The organism is Actinopolyspora lacussalsi subsp. righensis, assembly GCF_900116555.1.
Taxonomy (GTDB): domain Bacteria; phylum Actinomycetota; class Actinomycetes; order Mycobacteriales; family Pseudonocardiaceae; genus Actinopolyspora; species Actinopolyspora lacussalsi.
Map to the genome: position 1 here is coordinate 296207 of NZ_FPAT01000005.1, position 23197 is coordinate 319403.

Sequence of the window (23197 nt, forward strand, 5' to 3'; positions counted from 1 at the left end):
TCCGGTGAACGCTTTTTGGGGGCGTCACGTTCGAGGATACGGCCCCAGCGACGAGACGACTACCCGGTCCCGCCCCCGAGGCCATAATAATCACCCAACATCATCCTGTAGGGGTATTCCTCACTGCGCCGCGTGACCGCCCGGGACGCGGGCCAAGGCGTGCAACCTGGTGGCTATGTCCCGCAACGGCGGTTGCGCCGCTGCTGCCATCTCCAGTTCTCGCAGCGCATCGCCGTTCGAATGGGATCCCTCCAGCAGTGAACCGGGGACGAGATCGGAAATCACGCTCTGCCCCTGCATCAGCTCGACCTCGAGACCGACGGAGACGAGCACGTCCCGTAGCGAATCGGTGTCGAAACGGCGCCGCACCGTCTCACTCACCGGATGGTCGAGACGACCGTTCGGGTCGTTGAACAACCGCAGCGCCTCGGGAACCCGCCCGGTCAGGGCTCGCGCGAGCACGGCCGCGTACCTGTTGGCCGCCAACACGGAGACGGCCGCACCGGGGGAAACGGCGGTGGCGAGCGCACGCAGCGACTCGCTGACGTCGTCCACGTACTCCAGCAGGCCGTGCCCCAGGACCAGATCGGCCCCTCCCTCGGGGACTGCTCCGCGCAGCGCATCGGTGTCCCCCTGGACCGCGGCCACACGCTCGCTCACACCCGCCTCGCCCGCCCTGCGGCGCAGCGTGGCGAGCGCGTCGGGGCTGGGGTCCACCACGGTGACCGAACATCCCGACACCGCCAGTGGCACCGCCCAGACACCGCTGCCGCCCCCGATATCCAGTACCTCGGGCACACCGCCACGACGGCGACGTGCGTCGATCAACTCGGTTTCCAGCACCCGGTACACGGCGTCGGACTTCATAGGGGAAGCGTAATCTCGCCGTTCGGCACTACTGCACCGGACCGGTCCGCGACGGATCAGTTCACCCGGACGACTCGCGTGATACGTAGGCTACGGGCGTGCACACGGTGGCGGTACTGAGCCTCAAAGGCGGCGTGGGTAAGACGACAGTGGTGCTGGGGCTGGCTTCGGCGGCCATGCGCAAGGGCGCGCGCACCCTCGTGGTGGACCTCGATCCACAGTGCAACGCGACGGCTTCGCTGGAGCCGGGGCGGACCGAGCGCGGGTTGAGCGACGTGCTGGCCGACCCGAGCCCGGAGACGGTGGCTCGCGCGGTGGCACCGAGTGCTTGGGGCGAGGGGGTCGACGTACTCGTCGGTTCCGAGGATGCCGAGATCCACAACGGTTGGGACGGCAACGAACAACGCCTCACCAGGCTGACCGAAGCGCTCTCGGAGCTGACCAAAGCGGCCGCCGACGGGGAGCTGCCGTACCGACTGATCCTGTTGGACTGTCCACCCTCACTCGGACGGTTGACGCGCTCGGCGTTGATAGCCGCGGACCGGGCACTGCTGGTCACCGAACCGACCATATTCGCTGTTTCCGGCGTACAGCGGGCGTTCGAAGCGGTTCAGACGGAACGAACGGCCAACAATCCCGACCTGCAACCACTCGGGGTGGTGGTGAATCGGGTTCGTGCTCGCTCGCACGAGCACCAGTTCAGAATCGACGAGTTACGCGACATATTCGGCCCCCTGGTGATGCCGGTAGCCCTGCCGGACAGACTGGCGGTACAGCAGGCCCAGGGCGCCTGTGTGCCCGTGCACCAGTGGGGGACACCGGGCGCCAGGGAGGTGGCCCTGGCGTTCAACCTGCTGCTGGCGCGCACCCTGCGTGCGGGTAGACCGCAACGCGATCCGGAACCGGACGAGGGGGAGGAAGACGAGATCGACGCGGCGGAGGACTGAAGGCACCTGTCCGCCGCTGCCGCGCCCCCGCGGGATCGGCAAGTTCCCGTCGACGGTCCCTTCCGGGAGCTCCTCCGAGCGGGGTGGGCAACCGTGCTCGCGGAGCACCTCAAGCGGAGAGGTCAGTCGCGCGGACGGCCCCGTACCGCGTCGACCACGGTGCGCAGCACGGGGTAAACCAGCACGAGCAGGAATGAGCCCCAGACCACGCCACTCAACCGGAAGCCCCCGAGCGAGAGCGTGGGGTTGCTCGCGCCGATGAGCAGCGTGGCGACCACGACCACCAGGTTGGCCGGATCGGTGAACCGGATGCGGGCACGCAGCCAGATCCGCCCACCTATCAGTGTGACCATCCCCAACAACACCATCGTCGCCGCGCCGACGACACCGATCGGAACAGTGTCCAGCAGCGCCACGAACTTCGGCGAAAAGGCCAGCGTCACGGCAGTCACAGCCGCGGCCACGCAGGCCGCCGTGGAAAACACCCTGCTGGCGACCATCACTCCGGTGTTCTCGGCGTAGCCGATCAGCCCGCTCCCTCCCACGGCCCCGGAAAGCGTCGTGGCCAGGCCGCCACCGATCAGCGCGTCGCCCACGTTGCCGTCGAGATCGCGATCGGTCGAGGCCGCCACCGCCTTGACCACTCCCACCTGCTGCGCGGCCAGCACGACCACCAGGGGCAGCACGACCGGGATCACCGAGATGTGCAACCGCGGCGTGATCAGTTCGGGAAACCCGAACCACGGGGCACTGCGCAGCGACTCGAGCCGAGCCTGGTATACCCCTCCGGCGGCGAACGCGTAGAACCATCCGGTGGCGATCCCGAACAGCACACAGCCACGGTTCAGCAGTCCACGGCCGAAGACCGCCAACAGCACGATGACCAACGCGGTCACCACGGCAGCCACCGGAACCGGTCGGAAGGACGGGACGCTTCGGGCGGCTTCCTGGAACAACGTGACCGAGTGGGTGGCCATGCCGAGTCCGACGAGCACGACGACTCCCCCGGTGACGACGGCGGGCATGACCGTCTCCAGCAGTCGTACCCCCAACGCTTTGACGGAGATTCCGACAGCGGTCACCAGCAGCCCCACGACCAGAACGGCACCCACCAGGCCGCCCGGCCCCGCGCCGGAACGCTCGGCAGCCACCCCCAGCGGCACCACGAAGGTGGCCGAGGCCCCCAGGTAGGCGGGCACGCGGTTACGCGTCAGCAGCAGAAAAAGCAGGGTTCCCACCCCGGAGGCCAGTAACGTCGTCGCAACCGGAAGTCCGGTCAACCGGGGCACCAGCACCGTCGCGCCGAACATGGCGAACAAGTGCTGCAGCCCGAGTCCCATCGTCAGCGGCCAGCTGAGCCGCTCCTCGGTTGCCACGTCCTCGCCGTCCGGCGGCTGTCGACCGTTGCCGTGCACGGCCCACAAAGCCACATCCTCCTCCTGTTCGGGAATCGTGGGAAACGTGTCCCGAGCCGTGTTGTCCCGACGCGGTGTTCTCCCGGCCGACGGACCCGTGGACGGATCACCGACAGCACGCCGCGGCGCACGAGATCACCTCAACCGACAACCGCGAAGATTACTATTTCACAACAGTTGGGAAAACCAACTTGGGAAACTCAGATCCGGCCGGTTTCACGTGGGGTGCTCGCACAGCGTGCCCGCTTTCCGGAAGCCCGAGCGGGCGGCTGGGTTCGGCAACGGGATCGGGGCAGCCGTCACCCGCGTTCGGGCAGCTGGGATCTCACTCCGAGGAGTCGTTCCGGGACCATCGGCCGGGAGGCTGCTCCGGCGGGCCGAGATCCTGGGTGTCCTGGGATTCGTGGCCGGAGAGTTCCCGCAGTGCCGAGGCCAGCCCCGCGAGTCTGTCCGTGGCGTCACGCAACTGGTGCCCGTGCTGTTCACCCCCACTGGCGGCCACGGCGCGTCCAGCCGCGGCCACGAGGGCACCGTACCGTTCGACACCGTCGTCGAGTTCGGCGCGCATCCGACGAACGTCCGCGCGCAGCTGGGCGCGTTCCCCTTCCGGAGCGTGTTCGACCGTGGCTTCCACCGCCACGAGACGGTCGGCCACCGAACGCAACGTCGTAGCCACCTCGGCGGCGGTACCACGAGCCTCGGCCACCGGTTCGTCGGACTGACCGACGTTCTCGGAGAGTCGACTCAACGAGATATACAGGCTCTGCTCCGCATCGCGTAGTCGCCGCATGGGCTCGTGAGCGGCGGATTCGCGCGTAGGCAGGCTGATCGGTTCCGGCGGCGGCTCCGGAAGCGGCGTCCGGTTGAGCCTGCGGTAGCGACGTATCGCCCCGACGGTGCCCACCCCCGCGGCCAACGCCATGCCACCGAGCCCGAGTGAAGCCAGGTCGAGCAGCACGTCCCCAGCGGAGTCGGCCGGAAGCCCGATGGTTTCCGGCGCGTAGGCCAGGTAGGCCCCGCCTCCGAAGACCCCGGTCGTCATTCCGCTGCCGACAGCGGTTCGTTTCGCCCTGTTCCGCCTCCGGATCAAACGGGCGCGCGGATCACGCCAAGCCGCGATCCTGCGGCGAACACCGGTGAGCACCGGTCCACGCAACTGTTGGAGCGCGTAGTCGCTCCACTCACCGAATCCGTCGCCCCTCCCGCGCACGGTGGGTCACGCTTGGCCGGACTGCGGGTTCTGCTGCTGCGACTGCGGCTGCTGTTGCGGGGCGGGGGCCGACTCCTCGCTCCGAGTCGTCCCACCGGTGACCTGCTGCTGGTCGCCGGTCCCCATGGACGCCCTGATCTGGGCGAGTCGATTGACACCCGCCGAGTCCGTGGCCGCCTGCTGGACCTCCATCATCCGCCCCTGCACACTGTTCTGCGCCAGGTCGGCCTCGCCGAGCGCGGTGGTGTAACGCTGCTCGATCTTGTCCCGCACTTCGTCGAGCGAGGGAGTGTTCCCGGGTGCGGCCATGTCGTTCATCTGCCGCAACGAGCCCGCCACCTGCTCCTGCATCTTGGCCTGTTCGAGCTGACTGAGCAGCTTGGTCCGCTCGGCTATCTTCTGCTGCAGTACCTGCGCGTTGCGCTCGACGGCCTGCTTGGCCTGGTCGGCGGCTTGCAGGGACTGATCGTGCAGGTTCTTCAGGTCCTCAACCCCTTGTTCGGCCGTGACGAGTTGGCCGGCCAGCTGCTGGGCGGTTTCCTCGTACTGCTGCGCCTTGGTCTCGTCACCCTCGGCGCGAGCCTGATCGGCCATGGTCACGGCCTGGCGCGCCGACCCCTGCAGCTTCTCGACCTCGTTCAGCTGCCGATTGAGCTTCATCTCCAGCTGCCGCTGGTTGCCGATGACCGAGGCGGCCTGCTGCGACAACGCCTGGTGCTGCCGCTGAGCTTCCTCGATGGCCTGCTGGATCTGCACCTTGGGATCGGCGTGCTCGTCGACCTTGGACGAGAACGACGCCATGAGGTACTTCCAGAACTTCACGAAAGGGTTGGCCATCTCCTCCGCCTGCTTTCTGTCCTACCGGTTTCGCCCTGATCGGGCATTCACGCCGATGGGACGCCGCTGCCGGTTGCTCCGCGGAGCCGCTCCACCGAACCGTGGGACCCCGCGCACAACAGACCGGAAACGCTTACCGACCTCAGCGTCTACCCCCATAGTGTCAGCTCGGTCGAACGGCTTCCACCAAGCCCCGTGGATCTCCGGCAAAAATTCGGAGATCCACGGGCGTTTCGGTCGGTCACGGACTCTCAAGCGGCCACTACCACCCCGTTGGAAGTTCGTCCCGGCGGGCTGATGCGCTGGCTGAGCACCGGCTGCAGCCGCCAGTCCTGCGACTCGGGGTCCTCGTCCGCGTCGAACGAATCCGAAACACTTTCGGCGCCAGCCGGTACGGGCTCGGCTTCCCCGTCGGCCATCTCCGCTTCGGCCAGTTCGGAGTCGATCAGGCTGGAGACCAACCGGTCCCCCTCGATCTCGGCAGGCGTGGCCTGCTCCACGACCGAAGGCGCGACCACGGTCTCCGAGGAGTCCAAGTCGCCCGCCACGGTCACGAGCAACTCGGGCAATGGCAGATCGAGTGCGTCGCAGATAGAGCCGAGCAGCTCACTCGACGCTTCCTTGCGACCGCGTTCCACCTCGGACAAATAACCAAGACTCACCCGGGCTGCGCGCGAAACCTCCCGCAGGGTGCGGGACTGAGCAGCCCGCGCGCGGCGCAGTCGCTCTCCGACCGCCTCCCGCAACAACACGGTCATCGCGCGCCTCCATTCCGTCGCCTACATCCTGCGCGACGCGTCAACGCCCCACACTACTCAACGCGACGCCAACGCACGGCTCGCTTACCGCGAGTCCGCCGAGGGCGAACGAGTCTCATCCACAAGACGGAGTCAACGACCCCAATGTCCCATGAAGCGAGACAACGCGCGTGACCGCCGGCGGTAACGTCGAGTTCTCTTCCGATTCAACGCAACAGCCCCTCCAAGTGTTCCAGGGCTCGAAAAGCGGCGCCGCACCGGATCGAACCACGGTCCCCGCTCAACCGTTCCGTCCGGATCACGGACCCGCGCGGTCCGGCGAATCCCAGGTGAACCGTCCCCGGTGGGACCCCGTCCTGCCAGTCGGGCCCGGCAACGCCGGTGAGACCGACCCCCCAGTCCGCCGCGCAGTGTCGCCGAGCTCCCCTGGCCAGCTGTTCGGCCACCTCGGGCTGCACCGCGCCGCCCTCGGCCAACAGCTCGGGGCTCACCCCCGCGAGCGAGCTCTTCAGGTCGGTGGCATACACCACAAGGCCGCCGCGCACCACCGAACTCGCACCGCTGACATCGGTCAGCAGCATGCTCAGCATCCCGGCCGTCAGGGACTCGGCGGTGGCGATCGTGAGATCACGGAGCCGCAGCGATTCCAGGATGCCGCCGACCAGCTCCTCGTGCTCCACCCGCCGCTCCGGGCGGAAGCTCATGCGCGCGCTCCGCGTGAACGCGGGCTCAACGAGCGCAGCCGGAGCGCGCGCACCGCGTAGTCGACACCCGTTACCACGGTGGCCAGCACGGCCGCGCCCATGACCACCCATTTCAGCGGATCGGCGGCGTCACCGAGCGGCAGCAGGTAGAGGCCGATCGCCACGGCCTGCAACATCGTCTTGAGCTTGCCGCCCGGGCTGGCCGGGATGACACCGTGCCGGATGACCCAGAACCGCAGCAGGGTGACCGAAGCCTCCCGGAAAATGATGACACCTGTCACCCACCAGCCGAGGTCACCGAGCGCGCTCAGCCCGACCAACGCGGCTCCGGTCAGCGCCTTGTCCGCGAGCGGATCGGCGATCTTGCCGAAGTCGGTGATGAGACCGCGACGGCGAGCCAGGTCACCGTCGATACGATCGGTGATCGAGGCGATGACGAAGACCGCGGTGGCCACCCAGCGCCACAGCGAGTCGTGCCCACCCGCCCAGAACAGCACGATCAGGAAGACGGGAACGAGCAGCAAACGTGAAGTGGTCAGCGCGTTGGCGATGTTGACCAACGGGACCGTCCGCTCGGTATCGGCGTCGCCCTGGCCGGACACAGGCCGGTCCGACGCCGCACTGTCCGCTGTCATGGCAACTCCTCGAACCGATCCTGTCCGCTACGAACCTCATGCGCCGTGCCACCCCCAGGATCTGCGACGACGGTCGCACCGTCCACCGCAGGGGCGGTCGACCGGACGAACTCGCACCGACGACGGCGGTGCGGCGCGACGGCCGCGACTTCAGGGTGGAGGTCGCACCGTCCACCACTGGCGGGCCAAGCATAGCGTCCGGCCACGAGGCGACGACCGGGGAAACCCACCGGCTCCGGAGAGTACGGCAACCGGTCGAGATCACGACGGGCTCAACCCCGGCTTTCCGCCGGATCGGAAAATCGCAGTAGAATACGTTTATGCATGATTATGCGGAAAACAGGATAACGATTCGCCGTGCTCGTATCGGCGACGTGCGGGAGATCAAACGGCTCGTGGACACATATGCCGGTCGGGTACTGCTCGAAAAGGATCTGGTCACCCTATACGAGAGCGTGCAGGAGTTCTGGGTGGCCGAACGCGCGGATCGGGATCCGAAGGACATCGTCGCCTGTGGCGCACTACACGTGCTCTGGGAGGATCTCGGAGAGGTGCGCACCGTGGCGGTGGACCCGCGTGTTCGCGGCCAGGGGGTGGGGCACCGACTGGTGAACGGTCTCGTCGAACTCGCGGCGGAACTGGGGCTGCCGAAACTGTTCGTACTCACCTTCGAGACCGAGTTCTTCGCCAAACACGGATTCGAACCGATCACCGGAACACCGGTCAGTCCCGCCGTCTACGCGGAGATGCGTCGCTCCGCGGACAAGGGCGTCGCCGAGTTCCTGGATCTGCCCTACGTCAAGCCGAACACGCTGGGCAACACGCGCATGCTGCTGCGACTGGACGAGCGGGACTGACCAAGACGCGGCAAAAGGGACCGACCGGATCATCCGATAACGCCCGATCGCACGAAGCGTTCGCCGGCCCGAAGCGATAGGACTGATTCGACTACAGATCATCCGTCGCTAGGGGACGATCCGTGTTCGGACGGAATACTCGAAACGGGCCGCGAGTACTGGTGATGCTGCTGGCAGCCTGTTTCGCGACACTGCTGACCGGCACCAGCGCGTACGCGGCGATCGACGACCCGCAACTTCGCCGGACCACCGACCACTACCTCTTCGAAGTCACACTGGGCGAGTTCGGACAGATTCGCGCCGAACGCCCCTATCCCGACCAACTCGACTGGTCCTCGGACTCCTGCTCGTACTCACCGGACGCTCCGCTCGGCTACGACTTCACGCCGAGCTGCCAACGGCACGACTTCGGGTACCGCAACTACAAGCTCCAGAACCGGTTCACCGAACAGAACAGGGCGATCATCGACGACAACTTCCGCGCGGACATGTACTCCAGCTGCGCGGGTGACGCACTGTGCGAACGCGCAGCCGATGTGTACTACTACGCCGTGCGGCAGTTCGGCGCCAGTAGCGCCGGCACCGCGGAGGCACTTCGGAAGGCACAGCTCACGACGCGGTAACCCCTTCCGAAGACGGAGCTCGGGAGCCGGTCGCGTGGCGTCGGAAGGACTCCCGGTCGGGAAGACCCCCGAGCGTACGGACCGATTCCGCCGCGGTGGATCGGAGCACCGCGGCGGAATCACTCCGTCTCCTCCGGAGGCGGACCACCCCGGATAGCGCTCAGCGCACTGTCCAGGTCCTCCGGTTTGACCAGTACCTCACGCGCCTTGGACCCCTCCGAGGGCGCGACGACGCTTCTGGACTCCAGCAGATCCATCAGCCTGCCCGCCTTGGCGAAACCGACCCGTAGCTTCCGTTGCAGCATCGAGGTCGAACCGAACTGACTGGTGACGACCAGTTCCGCTGCCTGCAACAACACGTCCAGGTCATCGCCGATATCGGAGTCCACCTCCTTCTGCTGCCCCGCCTTGGCAACCGTGACCCCGTCCGCGTAGTCGGGTTCCGCCTGTTCCTTGGTGTAGCCCACGACCCGGTGTATCTCCTCGTCACTGACGAAGGAGCCCTGCACCCGACCCGGGCGTGCGCCTCCCATCGGCAGATAGAGGCCGTCACCCATGCCGATCAGCTTTTCCGCCCCCGGTTGGTCGAGGATCACTCGCGAATCGGTGAGCGAGGAGGTGGCGAAGGCCAACCGGGACGGAACATTGGTCTTGATCAGACCGGTTACCACGTCGACCGAGGGACGCTGGGTAGCCAGCACCAGATGGATCCCCGCCGCGCGCGCCTTCTGCGTGATCCGCACCACCGCGTCCTCGACGTCGCGGGGCGCGGTCATCATCAGGTCGGCCAGCTCGTCGACGATCGCCAGGATGTACGGATAGGGACGGTACTCGCGTTCACTTCCCGGCGGAGTGGTGATCTCGCCGGAGCGCACCTTGTCGTTGAAGTCGTCGATGTGGCGGACCCTGTTGGCCTGCATGTCCTGATACCGCTGTTCCATCTCCTCTACGAGCCACCCGAGAGCGGACGCCGCCTTCTTGGGCTCGGTGATGATGGGGGTGATCAGGTGCGGAATCCCCTCGTAGGGCGTCAGCTCCACCATCTTCGGATCGATCAGGATCATCCGGACCTCGTCCGGGGTGGACCTCGCCAACAGCGACACCAGCATCGAGTTGACGAAGCTCGACTTGCCGGAACCGGTCGAACCGGCGCAGAGCAGGTGGGGCATCTTGGACAGATTCGCGGTGACCATCTGCCCCTCGATGTCCTTGCCCAGCCCTATCACCAGTGGATGCGTGTCGTTGGCCGCCGTCGGCGAACGCAGCACGTCACCGAGCCGCACCATCTCGCGGTCGCTGTTGGGGACCTCGATCCCGACGGCGGACTTGCCGGGTATGGGAGCCAACAGCCGTACGTTGTCGTTGGCCACCGCGTAGGCGATGTTCCTGGTCAGCGCCGTGATCTTCTCGACCTTGACCCCGGGGCCCAACTCGACCTCGTAGCGGGTGACCGTGGGGCCGCGGACGAATCCGGTCACCTCCGCGTCGATCTTGAACTGACGCAGCACCCCGTTGATCGCCTCGATCATCGCGTCGTTGGCGGTACTGTGCCGCTTCGCGGGATCGCCCTCCTGCAGCACGTCGAGCGGCGGAAGGTGGTAGTCACCCTCCACGGTACGGCTGATGGTGAGTTGCTGCGGCTCCTCCGGAGCGGCCCCGGTCGCCTGTACCGACGCGGCCCCGCCGCTCTCGGCCGCCTTCGAGGACGTCTCGGTGCGCGATTCGGCCCGCGGCTGCTCCGACGTCGCGGCGGCTCGGGTCGTACCCGACCGCTCGACAGCGTCCTCGGACTCCTCCTGGGACGACGACCCGGTCATGGCGGCCTGCCTGCGCCTGGCCGGTCGACGGAGCTCGGCACTGCCCTGATCGGACGGACGCAGCTCCTCGGCGGCCGGTTCGGACGCGGCGTGTTCGGGATGGGCGAGCTGGCGCAGTCGTTCCGGAACGTCGCGTACCGCGGTTCCGGTCAGCAACAGCACGGCGAACAGCGAGACCAACACGAGAACCGGCACCGCGACGACGCCGGTCATCCCGTTGGCCAGTGGTCCGCCCGCGGCGTATCCGAGCAGTCCACCCGCCTCCGACCACTCCTCGGTGCGACGAGGGGCACCGGTCACGATGTGCAGCACACCGAGTCCCGCGAACAGCAGCAGCGCCGTTCCGACCACCATTCGCGGACGCGCGTCGGGGTTGGTCTCGGTACGCATCAGCAGTACCGCCACCGCGAACAGCACCGGGGGAAGCGCGAGCGCCGCGGACCCCACCACCGAACGCAGCAACCAGTCGAGCCAGTGCCCGACCGGACCGCCCGCCTGCCACCACACGCCCGCCGCGGTGATCACCGCCACGGCCAGCAGGATCAGGGCCACCCCGTCCCGCCGGTGCGCGGGTTCGAGCTCCCTGGTGCGCCCCAACGCACGCAGCAGGGTTCCGGTCGTCCGGGCAAGACTGCGACCCAGTCCGGACCCACCGGACCCGCCCCGGGAGTTACCACCTTTGGCGGCGTTCCCCCGGTTGGCGGTGGAACGCCGCGAGCCGTTCTTCGCGGTGCGCTTGGTCGTGGCGGCATTCCCGGTGGAGGACCGACCGGATCGCGTTCCCCCGCTCCTGGTGCTCTTGGAGCCGGATCCGTTCGAGGTGGACTTCTTCGTGCTCGCTCCGGAGGAACCGCGACGCTCCCCGCCACCACGCGCGTTCGTCCGCCCCTTGCCCGTCGTGCCGCTGGCCATACCGAACACGGTATCGGTGCTCCGTCTCTCTCGTAACACCAGCCGAAAAGCCGTCCATCGCTGTTCTCGGAAGAGCCGCTCGTCATGTTCACAGCCACACGGTTCCGGCCACGAGGCGACACGCCGTCGAGCGGGCGCCCAGGAGCGGCGGGGGACGGACACGCGTCGAGGTCGTGGAGTCGTGGCACCCGTTCCCGGCAGGACCGCTCGGACGTCGCCGTCGACGGCTTCGCCGCACACATTTCACCCACCCGGGTGGGTGTGGTGCTGCGGTGACGCGACAAGTAGCGGGACGGACATGCCGATAACACTGGTCGGGAGTCTTCGGACGGAAGGACGGACCTGGACGTCCTTCGCCGGGAGGAACACGAAACTTCGGTGGACCGTCGGCGAGCAGCGGCAACACCACGAGTCCGGGAGAGCTAGCGAGGGGAAACGAGTGCGGAAGAATCTCGCCGTGACACTGATCGTCGGGATACTCGCCGGCGGTCCGGTGCCGCCGCGATGACCATGGTGTTGCGGGCGTACCAGTTCGCGCTCGACCCCACGCCCGACCAACAGGCCGCGTTGTCGTCGCACTGTGGTGCGGCGCGGTTCGTCTACAACTGGGCACTCGCGCAGGTCAAGGCGGTGCTGGACCAGCGGGCAGCGGAACGGTCCTACGACGTCGCCGAGGACCAGCTCACTCCGGCGATGAACTGGTCCGCCTACAGCTTGCGGAAAGCCTGGAACGCGGCCAAGGACGAGGTCGCGCCGTGGTGGGGCGAGAACTCGAAGGAAGCCTACGCCACCGGTCTGGCCAATCTGGCTGACGCGCTGGGCAACTGGCACACGTCCCGCACCGGCAAGCGCGCCGGGAAAACGGTGGGGTTCCCTCGGTTCAAGTCCAAGCGCCACCGCTTTTCGTGTCGGTTCTCCACCGGTTCGTTCGGGATGTCCGATTCGGATCGTAGGCATGTGAAGCTGCCGAGGATCGGGCTGGTGCGCACCCACGAGTCGACCCGCAAGCTCGCCCGGCATGTTGAGCGCGGCACCGCCCGCATCCGATCGGCCACCGTGTCGTACCGGCGCGGCCGGTGGCACGTGTCGTTCTCCGTCGAGATCACCAAAACCGACCCCCAGCCTGCGACCCAGGGCGGCACGGTGGGGGTGGACCTCGGTGTGAAGTCCCTCGCGGTGCTGTCCACCGGCGAAACCATCGCCAATCCCAAGCATCTCGAAGCCGCGCAGCGACAGCTGCGCCGGTTGCAGCGCCAAGCCGCCCGCCGGCGCGGCCCGGACAGGCGTACCAAGCGCACACCGTCGGCCCGGTGGCGCACGACCCAAGCGCGCATCGCCACGCTGCACACCGCCGTGGCGAACGCGCGCCGGGATGGGCTGCACAAGCTCTCCACCCGACTCGTCGACGAGTTCGACACCGTGGTGGTCGAAGACCTCAACGTGTCCGGGATGGTGCGCAACCGCCGGTTGGCCCGAGCCGTCTCCAACGTGAGCATGAACGAGCTGCGCCGCCAACTCAACTACAAAACCACCTGGTCAGGCCGCCACCTGGTGGTAGCCGACCGCTGGTATCCCAGCTCCAAAACCTGCTCAGACTGTGGCGCGGTGAAAACCAAACTGCGCCTGTCCGAGCGGACCTTCCAATGTGATCACTGCGGCCACACCGCAGATCGCGACCACAACGCGGCCCGCAACCTCGCGGGCCTGACGTCCTCCCCGAGTTGCGGGGCGACGAAAAACGAGCCCGCTGGAAACCCACCTAAGACCAGCCCCGCTGGCAACGGGTACCGCCACGGGAAGACCGCACCTACGGGTGCGGCCAAGGCCGTGTAGCAATACGACGGCTCAGGAACGCTTCTACACGTTTCCTGAACGGCAACGCCTGGTACAACGCGCCCTGCCGTACCTGGTCCGCACCGGCGGGCGATCGGCTCCGGGTGAGCGGTGACGAGGTGAGCGGGGCACTGCTGATCAACCAGGAGTTCGACGCGGCCACTCCCTACAGTGGCGCGCTGGAGGTCAGGCGTCGGTTCCCGGAATCCGCCCTGATCGGAGTGCGCTCGGGAGTGACGCACTCCGGCTCGCTGTCGGGCAACGCGTGTGTGGACGATCGGATAGCGGCGTATCTGGCCGACGGCGAGCTGCCCGAGCGGAAGAGGGGCGATCGTGCCGACGTGGTCTGCGCACCGCTTCCCGCTCCCGACCCCGGCTCCGAACCGAATTCCGGGGCGAAGCGGCGGTCGGAACCACGAACCACGCAGCCGACGGTGTTGCGCACGGCGCTGCGGTCCGCTCGACGTTGAGGTTCCACTCGACGCCACGGAATCACTCGACGTCCCGCGGGAGCGCACTGGACACCGCGGGACCACTCGGCCTCCCGGAATGCCCGGGAAGACGAGCCTCCACACCGAAAAAACGCTCGGCGCCGCACACGATGTGCGACGCCGAGCGCTCCCCCTCCCCTGGTGTGACTTCGGCCCGTACCGGCTTCCCGTTCGACCGCTCCCCGAGCGCGCCCACCCCGACAGCGCCCGTTGGGAAACGTCACCGGTTCTACCCGTTCGGTTCGGTGTGCCCGACGGCTCCCACTTCACTCGGGCACTCGAACACCGGATCGCCGATCACGAGAACTCCGTCACACGTCTTCGCGGCACGTACCGGTCCCCGCCACCGCGGCGGGGACCGGTCGCCCGATCAGCGAATCTTGGCGTGGTCGACGATGGGCGCGTTGACGCACTTGCTGTTCTGCGAGGAGCCGATGTTACCGGCGATGCCGAGCACACCGACGTTGTTCCCGCAGAGCTGGATCGGCAGGACGCTGATGTTGTTGTCGTTGAGGATGTTGATGCCGTCGTTGTCATAGCTGTCGGCCATGGCGGGTGATCCCACGGCCATGAGACCGGCGGCGGCTGCCGATACCGTCAGAAGGCGAAGCGACTTACGCACGATCGGACCCCAATCTGCGATCTACTGCTACTGCCGAGCGAACCGGCTCAGCGGAAACACGAAAGTTTCCCCGCAAGCTTTCCGCCGACCGGCTGTTTTCCACATTGGCATCACAGCCGGGAACCAGCGCGCGCAGTCACACCATCGAGGCAACATCACCACACGAAAGTGCTGTTGCAAACAAAATGTGTCCACGGTAGCCGGATCCGCACCCGGGATTATCCACTCGAAAGAGTGTTTCAAGCGGTTCCGAGCTCACGATCACGGAGCGGCACGGAGCACGGAGTTCACGAACCGCCGAGGACGTTCCCAGCGACGTACCCGCTTCCACCACGAGCCGGTGTGCGGTCGCGCTGTGCCCGCGCTCCGTCGGCCGGAACGAAAAACCCGGTTCAGGAACTCACCGGAAGCACGTTGGGCACGATCATCGGACGACGCCGGTAGGTGTCGGCGACCCACTTGCCGACCGTACGCCGCACCGTCTGCGCGATGCGGTGCGTATCGCTGATGCCCTCGGCCTCGGTCCGCGAGAGTTCCATCTCCACCAGCGGAACTACCTCGTCGAGCGCCTTGGGGTCGTCCGAGAAGCCCCGCCCCGAGACCGTCGGGGGTGATACCGCGCGTCCCGTACCGGCCTCCACCGCCACCGTGATGGAGATGAAGCCGCCCTCACCGAGCACCAGCCGATCGGACAACGTGGACTCGCCGACGTCACCGACCGAGAGTCCGTCCACGTAGACGTGTCCGACCTCGACCCGGCCCGCGATGCTGGCGATACCGTCGACCAGGTCCACCACGACGCCGTCCTCGGCGATGACCACCCGGTCGGGTTGCACCCCGGTGAGGGTCGCCAGTTCGGCATTGGCCCGCAGGTGCCGCCACTCCCCGTGCACCGGCATCACGTTGGCCGGGCGCACCGCGTTGTACAGGTAGAGCAGTTCGCCCGCCGAGGCGTGCCCGGAGACGTGCACCTTGGCGCTCCCCTGGTGAACCACCTCGGCCCCCAACCGGACCAAGCCGTTGACGACGCCGAAAACCGCCGTCTCGTTGCCGGGAATCATCGAGCTCGCCAGGATGACGGTGTCGCCGTGCTGGATGCTGATCTGCTTGTGCTCGCCACGGGCCATCCGTGACAGCGCCGACAGCGGCTCCCCCTGCGACCCGGTGGAGACGAACACCACGGAGTCGGACGACATCTGCAGCGCCTCGTCCAGGTCGACCAGGGCCCCCTCCGGAACCCGGAGGATGCCGTGCTCGGCGGCGATCCCCATGTTGCGCACCATGGAGCGCCCCACCAGGCAGACCTTGCGCCCGTAGGAGGTCGCCACGTCGAGCACCTGCTGCACCCGGTGTACGTGGCTGGCGAAGCAGGCCACGATCACACGCTGCGTGGCTCGTCCTATCACCGAGTCCAGCACGGGGCCGATCTCGCGTTCCGGGGTGACGAAGCCGGGCACCTCGGCGTTGGTGGAATCGACCAGGAACAGATCGACTCCCTCACTGCCCATCCGCGCGAATCCCGCGAGGTCGGTCAACCGACCGTCCAGCGGCAGCTGGTCCAGCTTGATGTCACCGGTGTGCAGCACCGTCCCCGCGGGGGTGCGGATCGCCACCGCCAGCGCGTCCGGAATCGAGTGGTTGACCGCGAAGAACTCGAGGTCGAACTCGCCGTGACTACTGCGCTGCCCCTCCTCGACCTCGACGAGCCGCGGCGTCAACCGGTGTTCCTGGCACTTGGCGGACAGCAGCGCGAGCGTGAAGCCGGAACCGATCACCGGCAGCTCCGGACGTTGCCGCAGCAGGAAGGGCAGAGCGCCGATGTGGTCCTCGTGCCCGTGCGTGAGCACGATCGCCTCGATCTCCTCGAGGCGGTTCTCGATCGGGCCGAAGTCGGGCAGTATCAGATCCACTCCCGGGGAATCGTCCTCCGGGAACAGCACACCGCAGTCGACCACCAGCAACCGACCGTCGTACTCGAACACGGTCATGTTCCTGCCGACCTCACCGATACCGCCGAGGGCGACCACCCGTAGCGCCCCCTCCTCCAACGGAGGCGGGGCCGGAGTCGCCGACGTCGGTGTCAGGGGATGTTTCTCGGTCGACGTTGCGCGTGCTGTCAACGCGATGTCACCTCGGTTGCCGCATCGGGATTGACCAGGACCAGACCAGCATCCCACAGATCGCTGGCGATGATGCGCACCTGTTCGTCCGTGGCCGACGGCAACGGGAGCCGGGGTTGCCCCGTCTCGTAACCACACAGGCGCAGTGCCGTCTTGGAGAAGATCACACCACCGACGAAGTTCATCGACCGGTAGACCGGGAGCAGCCCGTAGTGAATCTCACGGGCGGTGGCGACGTCACCGGACTCGTGCGCGTCCAACATCTGGCGCAGCCGGTCACCGACCACGTGACCCACCACGCTGACGAAACCGACCGCCCCGGTGGACAGCCACGGCAGGTTCAGCGGATCCTCGCCGGAGTAGTACACGAGGTCGGAATTGGCGATCACGTCGCTGCCCGCGAGCAGATCGTGTTTGGAGTCCTTGACCGCCTTGATGCGGGGGTGCTCGGCGAGCCGCTTGAGCGTCTCGGTCTGGATCGGAACCACCGAACGCGGCGGGATGTCGTAGAGCATCACGGGGAGTTCCGTGGCATCGGCGACCGTGGTGAAGTGCGAGTACAGCCCTTCCTGCGGCGGCTTGGAGTAGTAAGGGGTGACCACGAGCAGCCCGTGGGCCCCGGCCTTCTCGGCCCCGCGCGCCAGTTCCACGGAGTGCGCGGTGTCGTTCGTTCCCGCCCCCGCGACCACGGTGGCACGATCCCCGACGGCCTCGGAGACGGCACGCAGCAGCCGTTCCTTCTCCTCGGTGGTGGTGGTTGGGCTCTCACCGGTGGTGCCGTTGACGACCAGGCCGTCGTTACCCAGCCGGTCCACCAGATAACAGGCCAGCTGTTGCGCGAGAGCCGTGTCGAGATTCCCGTCCGTGTCGAACGGGGTAACCATGGCGGTGAGAACGCGCCCGAAAGGACGACCTTCGGTAGCTGTGGGACTGACGGTCATAACTGCTGACGCTACCCTCCGAGGAGATCATCGGACGTGCCCGTCTCGGAACTGTGTCCCGGGAACGTCCGGGCGACGGAAACATCACGACGATTCGAACCGCGGCGAGGCATTGTTCCGCGCCCGGCGGGAACAACACCCGGATTCTTCCACGACTCCGAGCGGTGAGACACATCACTCCTCGCGGTGCCCCGGGCACCGCGGACCCGACTGCCACACCGACCGGAGCCGCTCGCTCAGACGCTACGGCGAAGATCCTCCACCGCCAGCACGTCGGCCTCGTTCCCCTCGAAGCTGACCTGTGCGGGCTTCCTGCCGAAGGCGTGCAGCAGGAGCTCCTCCGAGGAACCGAGGATGCGCACCGTCCGCGGCCCGTTCTTCGCGGAGATCTCGTGGCCGTCCGGACGACGAAGCACCACACCCACCGGGCTGCGGCCGTAGAAGTACCTGGCGGTGCGGGACAACGCCTTCCAGAGGGCCTCCGAACGCTCCGGGTCCTCCGGTCGCGGCTGCCAACCCGGCTGTGCCCGGCGGACGTCCTCGTGATGCACGTAGTACTCGGCGCTGTTCACACCCTCGTTGACCGCCCCGATACCGAGTGGGTTCCACTTCGGCGGCCCCTGACGTACCCGGTCGACCAGCTCCTCCCACTGGAGTTGAGCCAGTTCGCCCCGAACACGTTCCCCGCGATCGGCCAGTGCCTTCAGTAGCTTCCCACCCGCCGCGTCCGGGCGGTGTTCGCGCACCACCAGGTGAACGGTCAGCTCACGCGTCGACCAACCGTGGCACAGCGTCGGCGCCTCCGGCCCCAACCGCTCGAACAGATCACACAATTGCTGACGTTCGTCGTTAGCCACACCCATGCCCGCACTCTAGCCGGAACATCCGGGCGAGGTCCGCGCGAGGAGGTGATCCACGGCCCACATTGGATCGTCGAGGGTCACGAGGCGGATCAGCCCTCGGTCACGTACGGACTCGAAGCCACCTCGGTGCCGTCCCGTAGTTCGGTGATCTCGAAGTCACCGAAGACGTTGGGGGCCACTCCCCGCAACTGCCTGAGGCATTCCACGGCCAGCCCGCGGATCTCCACGTCGGCGTGCTCACTGGCGCGCATCGCGACGAAGTGCCGCCAGGCGCGGTAGTTACCGGTGACGACGATGCGTGTCTCGGTGGCGTTGGGCAGCACGGCGCGGGCGGCCTGCCTGGCCTGCTTGCGGCGCAGCGTCGCCTTGGGTTCGTCGGCGAACTTGTCCTGCAGCGCCTGCTGCAGATCCGCGTAGGCCTCCAGGCCCGCCTTCGTCGCGGCCAGGAACTTCTCGTGCAGCTCGGGGTCCTCGGCGATGATGTCGGGCTCGACCATGCCCGCGTCCCGTTCGGGGACGTAACGCTGCGACAGCTGAGAGTAGGAGAAGTGCCGGTGGCGGATCAGCTCGTGGGTCAACGAACGGGAGACGCCGCTGATGTAGAAGGTCACGGTTCCGTGTTCGAGCACGGAGAGATGCCCGACCTCCATGATGTGGTCCAGGTACCCGGCGTTGGTCGCGGTGGCGGGATTCGGTTTGCTCCAGGACTGGTAACAGGCACGACCCGCGAACTCCGCCAACGCCTGCCCCCCGTCGGCATCGGTCGACCAGTCCACGTCTTCGGGCGGGAAGAACTCGGTCTTGCCGATCAGCCGTACCTTCGGCGGAACGATCTCGGTCACGGCGGGCGAACCCCTTTCCTGCGTACTACGGCCGGCGCGATGCCACCGGCGATGACTCCCCCGGGAGGCCCGCACCGGCGATCGGCGTGGCCACTTCCCTCGTCGAACACCCTAACGACCCCGAGTTCGCCGGTCCGACGCGCGGTACGCGGCTGCCGAACCCGATGTCTCACCGCACCGGGGCCACGCACGAGGCCGCTCTCCCGGCGACCGGTCAGGACTCGCGACACCACTCCCCCTTGCGGTGACACCAGAATGACGTCATGGTGACGTCATGGATTTGAGCTCGCACATCAGCCAGCTCCGTGAGGACCTGACGGCGGCGGCATCTATGGGGGACGAGGACACCCGACACGCCGCGACCCTGTTGGCGGGGGCGCTGGAGCCGGCTGTTCGGCTGACCCTGATGAACGCGCTGTCCGATCTGGCCGCGGAGGTGACCACACAGCTGGACGGCCGCGTGGTCGACGTGCGCCTCGAGGGTAGGGACGTACGCGCGGTGGTGAGCGGGCCGAGCGAACACCGCCGGGAGAGCGCCGAGGAGGAGCCCCCACAACCGCCTCCCAGCGGTGACAGCGGCGACATCAGCAGAATCACGCTGCGACTGCTGGACGAGATCAAGGGGCAGGCGGAACAGGCCGCCTCCACACAGGGCGTCTCGTTGAACACCTGGGTGGCCAGGGCTGTGCAGGGGGCGCTGCACGGCAACCGGCCGCACGGCGCCTGGAGCGGTGGCGGACCGGAGCAGCCGGGCCGCTCCGGGGACTCCGGCCAGGACGTTCCCGACTCCTCCCGACTGTGGGGATGGGTCACCGGCTAGCGGCGGGGCGGTTGACGCGGATCGTCGCTCGACGTACCCCGCGAGGAGTCCCCGAGGTAGCGGGGTCACTGACCGGGGTGCGACCTCCCGGGCTGCTGGAGGGCTCAGCCGCACCGGCCCCACTCCGGTATCTCTCGGGCACACCTCGCAGCGACCCACTCAGGACTTCCCAAGGAGCAGAGCAGGATGAGCGAACATTCGGAGCCGCCGCCCCGGGAACTCGTGCGTGACCATGAGTTCCGGGCCTCGGGGCCGGTGGAACTCGACCTGAGTAACGGCCTCGGCCCGATCGAGGTCGAGCTGGCGGAGTCCGAGACGGTTCGGGTGGAGGTGCGGCACGAGCCGGAGCACGGCTATCCGGACTGGCGCGGCGGGCTCAGCGGACTGCTGAACTGGGTCAGCGAGCAGTTCAACGAAACCGGCATCAAGCCCGGGAACGGACGCGGCAACGGCGGCACCCGCGAGGGAGAGCGCGCACTGAACGCGGCGGCGGAGGCGGTACAGCAGACGCGGGTGGACATGACCAACAGCCGAGTGGCCGTGCATCCGCCCACCACGGTGCCGCTGCGCTCGGTGCCACTGGCGGTTCGGGTACACGCTCCGACCGGTTCCCGGGTCAACGCACGAACCGGGCCGGGCTCCATCCGGATCGGCGGCAGTTCGGGGCGGCTGAGCCTGCAGAGCGGTTCCGGCTCGGTACTCACCGACGAGGCAACCGGCACCGCGACCGTGCGAACCGGGTCCGGACAGGTCCGGCTCGGAACCGTGTGGGCCGGGCTACAGGCACGCAGCGGCAGCGGAAGCATCGAGATCGCCGCGATCGAGGCCGCTTCCTCGGTGGTGACCGGCAGCGGCAGCGTGTGGCTGGGCAGGATCGCCGACGATCTGCTGGTGCGTTCCGGCAGCGGTGACATCACCGTCGCAGCGGGAATGGCAGGGCAGGTGGAACTGATCACCGGCTCAGGAGAACTGCAGTTCGCCGTGGGACGCGGCGTCACCGCGGAGGTGGACCTGACGTCCTCGACCGGCAGCATATCCAGCGAGCTGGAGGTTTCCACGGAACCGCCCGACACGGAGCCCGCGCTGAAACTGTTCGGCCGCACCGGCAGCGGGCAGGCACTGTTGACCTCGGCTGTCTGATCGCTCGTGCAGGTTCCTCGACCGAGTTCCGTTGTCCTCGCTTCGTGCGATCCTCCCGGGAAGGTCACGTCACGAGGCGCAACCCGGTGGCGAGATCACCGCGCTCTCCGACGACCACCTCGCCCAACCCGAGCCAGTCGGCCATCTCGCGCAGTGCGGCGCCCAGCTCGGAGGCAACCCGGTCGTGCTCGACGTCCGGCTCGGCGAACACCCCCGGAACGCGCAACACACCCTCCTGACGATCGGCCTTGAGATCCACGCGCGCCACGATCCGATCGTCCAGCAGGAACGGGAACACGTAGTACCCGTACTCCCGCTGCTGCCGGGGCACGTAGATCTCGATGCGGTACCGGAAGCCGAACAGTCGCTCGGCTCTGGGGCGGAACCAGATCAGCGGGTCGAACGGACAGAGCAGTGCCCGAGCTCCGACCGAACGGGGCGTACGAGCACCGCGATGCACGTAGGCCCGATCCGACCAGCCCTCGACGGTGACGGGACGAAGCTCGCCCTGCTCGACGAGTTCGTTCACCGCCGCGCGGGAACGCTGCGAAGACAACCGGTAGTAGTCCCGCAGATCCGGCTCGGTGGCGATGCCGAACGCACGGGCGGCACGGGAGACCAGGGTCCGCACGGCCTCGTCCACCGGTGGATCCTGGGCCAGGATCTCCGGGGGCAGCACGCGCTCGACGAGATCGTAGTGGCGTTGGAAACCGCGTCGGGTGGCCGTGGTCAGCTCCCCGGCGGCGAACAGCAGTTCACAGGCGTGTTTGGTGTCCGAACGGTTCCACCAGGTGCCGGTTCCCGTCTTGGACCCGCCGATCTCGCGTTCCAACTCCGCCGCACTGACCGGGCCGCTCTCCTTCACAGCGGTACGCACCTCGTCGGTCAGTCCGGGCGCGCGCTCCAACAGTTGACGGTAGCGGCGCCGTGAGGTGTCGGCGTATTCCCGCATCCGCCAGCGCAGTAACGGCCAATCGGCCAACGGGATCAACGAGGCCTCGTGTGCCCAGTACTCCACCAGCAGACGACGGGAGCCGGGATTCCAGGCGGCGTCGTCGAGCGACGACCTGTCGTAACCGCCGATCCTGCTGAACAGGGGCATGTAGTGGGCACGTACCGCCACGTTGACCGAGTCGAGCTGCAGCAGGTTCGTACGTCGCAGCACACGGCGCAGCCGCCCGCGGTCCGAGGTGCCGGTTGCCGGAGTGTCGGAGAATCCCTGGGCGGCCAGCGCGATACGTCGAGCCGCCGCTACACCGATCGTGCGCATACCGGGCAATCATGCCAGCGGGCACCGACACACCGTGTATCCGTATGCCGATCCGGTTTCGGCCACCACCACCGACCCCGTCGGGGTGGGCACGTTAGGTTTTCGTCATGGCCGACGCCGAGGTACGGACCGCCACAGTCGCGGACGCGGCAGAGATCTCCCGGATTCAGCTCGACACCTGGCGCAGTGCCTACTCGGAACTACTGCCGCCCGGTGTGCTGGATGAGCTCACCCAGGACACCACGGAGCGGCAGTGGTCGGAGGCCGTGGCGGAGAGCGCGACGACGGTGCTACTCGCCACGGAGGGAAGCTGGACGGTCGGCTTCTGCGTGGGCGGTACCGCTCCAGTGGGGGAGACGGCCGCGGCGGACGGCTCCGTACCGGAGGACGCGAACCACACCGGACTCGTGAGCACCCTCCTCGTGGAGCCGCGTTGGGGACGCAGGGGGCACGGTGGCAGGCTGCTCGGCACCCTGGCCCAACGGCTGCGAGAGGCGGGCAACACCAGAGGCATCGCCTGGATCCCGGAAGCCGACGAAGCGTCCATGGCCTTCTACCGCGGTGTCGGTTGGGAGCCGGACGGAACGGTCCGGACCCTGGACGCCGGGGGCAGGCCACTGCGTGAACTCCGCGTCACCGGATCCCTGGAGCTGCGTTTCGAGTGATGCGAGCG

The 23197-nt window shown here is 67.6% G+C and carries 22 protein-coding genes; 8 read left to right on the top strand and 14 right to left on the bottom strand.

The features are described from left to right. Nucleotides 1-120: 120 nt before the first annotated feature. Nucleotides 121-867, bottom strand: a complete 747-nt coding sequence (locus BM394_RS11710; RefSeq protein ID WP_092977625.1) for a class I SAM-dependent methyltransferase — start codon at nt 865-867, stop codon at nt 121-123. A 98-nt stretch (nt 868-965) separates the two neighbouring features. On the opposite strand from BM394_RS11710, the gene BM394_RS11715 reads away from it, so the two are divergent. Then, nucleotides 966-1814, top strand: coding sequence for a ParA family protein (locus BM394_RS11715; RefSeq protein WP_092977627.1), 849 nt, complete (start codon nt 966-968; stop codon nt 1812-1814). A gap of 122 nt (nt 1815-1936) precedes the next feature. Here BM394_RS11715 and BM394_RS11720 read toward each other — a convergent pair whose 3' ends face one another. The 6 genes from BM394_RS11720 to pgsA all read right to left on the bottom strand — a co-directional run bounded on the left by BM394_RS11720 (nt 1937) and on the right by pgsA (nt 7373). Then, a complete protein-coding gene (locus tag BM394_RS11720; protein ID WP_092977629.1) occupies nt 1937-3244 on the bottom strand; it encodes a solute carrier family 23 protein in 1308 nt (435 codons plus the stop codon). Between the two features lie 310 nt (nt 3245-3554). Then, a complete protein-coding gene (gene pspM / locus BM394_RS11725; protein WP_092977631.1) occupies nt 3555-4439 on the bottom strand; it encodes a phage shock envelope stress response protein PspM in 885 nt (294 codons plus the stop codon). Between the two features lie 6 nt (nt 4440-4445). After that, the gene (locus BM394_RS11730) at nt 4446-5276 is read right to left on the bottom strand and encodes a PspA/IM30 family protein (protein WP_092977633.1); all 831 of its coding nucleotides are present in this window, start codon (nt 5274-5276) and stop codon (nt 4446-4448) included. A gap of 251 nt (nt 5277-5527) precedes the next feature. Continuing rightward, entirely contained in the window at nt 5528-6034 is a 507-nt protein-coding gene (locus tag BM394_RS23515; protein WP_092977635.1) for a helix-turn-helix domain-containing protein, read from the bottom strand. A 206-nt stretch (nt 6035-6240) separates the two neighbouring features. Continuing rightward, a complete protein-coding gene (locus BM394_RS11740; protein ID WP_092977637.1) occupies nt 6241-6738 on the bottom strand; it encodes a CinA family protein in 498 nt (165 codons plus the stop codon). Next, nucleotides 6735-7373, bottom strand: coding sequence for a CDP-diacylglycerol--glycerol-3-phosphate 3-phosphatidyltransferase (gene pgsA, locus BM394_RS11745; RefSeq protein WP_092977639.1), 639 nt, complete (start codon nt 7371-7373; stop codon nt 6735-6737). The genes BM394_RS11740 and pgsA overlap by 4 nt, the downstream gene beginning before the upstream one ends. 320 nt (nt 7374-7693) lie before the next feature. Between pgsA and BM394_RS11755 the strand changes: the two genes are divergently transcribed. Next, nucleotides 7694-8230 carry an amino-acid N-acetyltransferase gene (locus BM394_RS11755; protein WP_092977643.1) on the top strand — a complete coding sequence of 179 codons (537 nt, stop codon included), beginning with the start codon at nt 7694-7696 and terminating at the stop codon, nt 8228-8230. Nucleotides 8231-8352: 122 nt separating this feature from the next. Continuing rightward, complete coding sequence (locus BM394_RS11760; RefSeq protein WP_245780123.1) at nt 8353-8853, top strand: phospholipase; 501 nt, start codon at nt 8353-8355, stop codon at nt 8851-8853. Between the two features lie 119 nt (nt 8854-8972). Here the strand turns inward: BM394_RS11760 and BM394_RS11765 are convergent, their stop codons facing one another. Next, nucleotides 8973-11582, bottom strand: a complete 2610-nt coding sequence (locus BM394_RS11765; protein ID WP_175530066.1) for an FtsK/SpoIIIE family DNA translocase — start codon at nt 11580-11582, stop codon at nt 8973-8975. A 504-nt stretch (nt 11583-12086) separates the two neighbouring features. Here BM394_RS11765 and tnpB point away from each other — a divergent pair. Beyond that, the gene (gene tnpB / locus BM394_RS11770) at nt 12087-13415 is read left to right on the top strand and encodes an IS607 family element RNA-guided endonuclease TnpB (protein WP_092977647.1); all 1329 of its coding nucleotides are present in this window, start codon (nt 12087-12089) and stop codon (nt 13413-13415) included. Nucleotides 13416-13450: 35 nt separating this feature from the next. Then, a complete protein-coding gene (locus BM394_RS11775; protein WP_245780138.1) occupies nt 13451-13885 on the top strand; it encodes an alpha/beta hydrolase in 435 nt (144 codons plus the stop codon). 391 nt (nt 13886-14276) lie between these two features. On the opposite strand, the gene BM394_RS11780 is transcribed toward BM394_RS11775, so the two are convergent. From BM394_RS11780 to thyX, 5 genes are all read right to left on the bottom strand, one after another. Continuing rightward, on the bottom strand, nt 14277-14528 hold the full coding sequence (locus BM394_RS11780) for a hypothetical protein (protein ID WP_342752673.1): 252 nt from the start codon (nt 14526-14528) through the stop codon (nt 14277-14279). A gap of 392 nt (nt 14529-14920) precedes the next feature. Next, a complete protein-coding gene (locus BM394_RS11785; RefSeq protein ID WP_175530074.1) occupies nt 14921-16612 on the bottom strand; it encodes an RNase J family beta-CASP ribonuclease in 1692 nt (563 codons plus the stop codon). Nucleotides 16613-16644: 32 nt separating this feature from the next. Further along, a complete protein-coding gene (gene dapA / locus BM394_RS11790) occupies nt 16645-17589 on the bottom strand; it encodes a 4-hydroxy-tetrahydrodipicolinate synthase (RefSeq protein WP_092924572.1) in 945 nt (314 codons plus the stop codon). A gap of 236 nt (nt 17590-17825) precedes the next feature. Next, nucleotides 17826-18452: a TIGR03085 family metal-binding protein gene (locus BM394_RS11795; RefSeq protein WP_092977655.1), complete on the bottom strand. Its 627-nt coding sequence runs from the start codon at nt 18450-18452 to the stop codon at nt 17826-17828. Between the two features lie 89 nt (nt 18453-18541). Continuing rightward, complete coding sequence (thyX, locus tag BM394_RS11800) at nt 18542-19294, bottom strand: FAD-dependent thymidylate synthase (RefSeq protein ID WP_092924570.1); 753 nt, start codon at nt 19292-19294, stop codon at nt 18542-18544. Between the two features lie 274 nt (nt 19295-19568). Between thyX and BM394_RS11805 the strand changes: the two genes are divergently transcribed. Further along, nucleotides 19569-20114, top strand: coding sequence for a toxin-antitoxin system HicB family antitoxin (locus tag BM394_RS11805; protein ID WP_092977657.1), 546 nt, complete (start codon nt 19569-19571; stop codon nt 20112-20114). A 186-nt stretch (nt 20115-20300) separates the two neighbouring features. Beyond that, entirely contained in the window at nt 20301-21254 is a 954-nt protein-coding gene (locus BM394_RS11810) for a DUF4097 family beta strand repeat-containing protein (protein ID WP_092977659.1), read from the top strand. A gap of 64 nt (nt 21255-21318) precedes the next feature. On the opposite strand, the gene BM394_RS11815 is transcribed toward BM394_RS11810, so the two are convergent. Continuing rightward, nucleotides 21319-22524, bottom strand: a complete 1206-nt coding sequence (locus tag BM394_RS11815) for a winged helix-turn-helix domain-containing protein (RefSeq protein ID WP_092977868.1) — start codon at nt 22522-22524, stop codon at nt 21319-21321. A gap of 107 nt (nt 22525-22631) precedes the next feature. On the opposite strand from BM394_RS11815, the gene BM394_RS11820 reads away from it, so the two are divergent. Continuing rightward, nucleotides 22632-23189 carry a GNAT family N-acetyltransferase gene (locus tag BM394_RS11820; RefSeq protein ID WP_092977661.1) on the top strand — a complete coding sequence of 186 codons (558 nt, stop codon included), beginning with the start codon at nt 22632-22634 and terminating at the stop codon, nt 23187-23189. The last annotated feature ends 8 nt before the right edge of the window (nt 23190-23197 follow it).

What these genes read in the sequence shown, in the direction of transcription:
- BM394_RS11710 (WP_092977625.1), bottom strand. Translation starts at nt 867, where the DNA reads ATGAAGTCCGACGCCGTGTACCGGGTGCTGGAAACCGAGTTGATCGAC.
- BM394_RS11730 (WP_092977633.1), bottom strand. Translation starts at nt 5,276, where the DNA reads ATGGCCAACCCTTTCGTGAAGTTCTGGAAGTACCTCATGGCGTCGTTC.
- BM394_RS23515 (WP_092977635.1), bottom strand. Translation starts at nt 6,034, where the DNA reads ATGACCGTGTTGTTGCGGGAGGCGGTCGGAGAGCGACTGCGCCGCGCG.
- BM394_RS11740 (WP_092977637.1), bottom strand. Translation starts at nt 6,738, where the DNA reads ATGAGCTTCCGCCCGGAGCGGCGGGTGGAGCACGAGGAGCTGGTCGGC.
- pgsA (WP_092977639.1), bottom strand. Translation starts at nt 7,373, where the DNA reads ATGACAGCGGACAGTGCGGCGTCGGACCGGCCTGTGTCCGGCCAGGGC.
- BM394_RS11755 (WP_092977643.1), top strand. Translation starts at nt 7,694, where the DNA reads ATGCATGATTATGCGGAAAACAGGATAACGATTCGCCGTGCTCGTATC.
- BM394_RS11765 (WP_175530066.1), bottom strand. Translation starts at nt 11,582, where the DNA reads ATGGCCAGCGGCACGACGGGCAAGGGGCGGACGAACGCGCGTGGTGGC.
- tnpB (WP_092977647.1), top strand. Translation starts at nt 12,087, where the DNA reads ATGACCATGGTGTTGCGGGCGTACCAGTTCGCGCTCGACCCCACGCCC.
- dapA (WP_092924572.1), bottom strand. Translation starts at nt 17,589, where the DNA reads ATGACCGTCAGTCCCACAGCTACCGAAGGTCGTCCTTTCGGGCGCGTT.
- BM394_RS11795 (WP_092977655.1), bottom strand. Translation starts at nt 18,452, where the DNA reads ATGGGTGTGGCTAACGACGAACGTCAGCAATTGTGTGATCTGTTCGAG.
- BM394_RS11805 (WP_092977657.1), top strand. Translation starts at nt 19,569, where the DNA reads ATGGATTTGAGCTCGCACATCAGCCAGCTCCGTGAGGACCTGACGGCG.
- BM394_RS11810 (WP_092977659.1), top strand. Translation starts at nt 20,301, where the DNA reads ATGAGCGAACATTCGGAGCCGCCGCCCCGGGAACTCGTGCGTGACCAT.
- BM394_RS11815 (WP_092977868.1), bottom strand. Translation starts at nt 22,524, where the DNA reads ATGCGCACGATCGGTGTAGCGGCGGCTCGACGTATCGCGCTGGCCGCC.
- BM394_RS11820 (WP_092977661.1), top strand. Translation starts at nt 22,632, where the DNA reads ATGGCCGACGCCGAGGTACGGACCGCCACAGTCGCGGACGCGGCAGAG.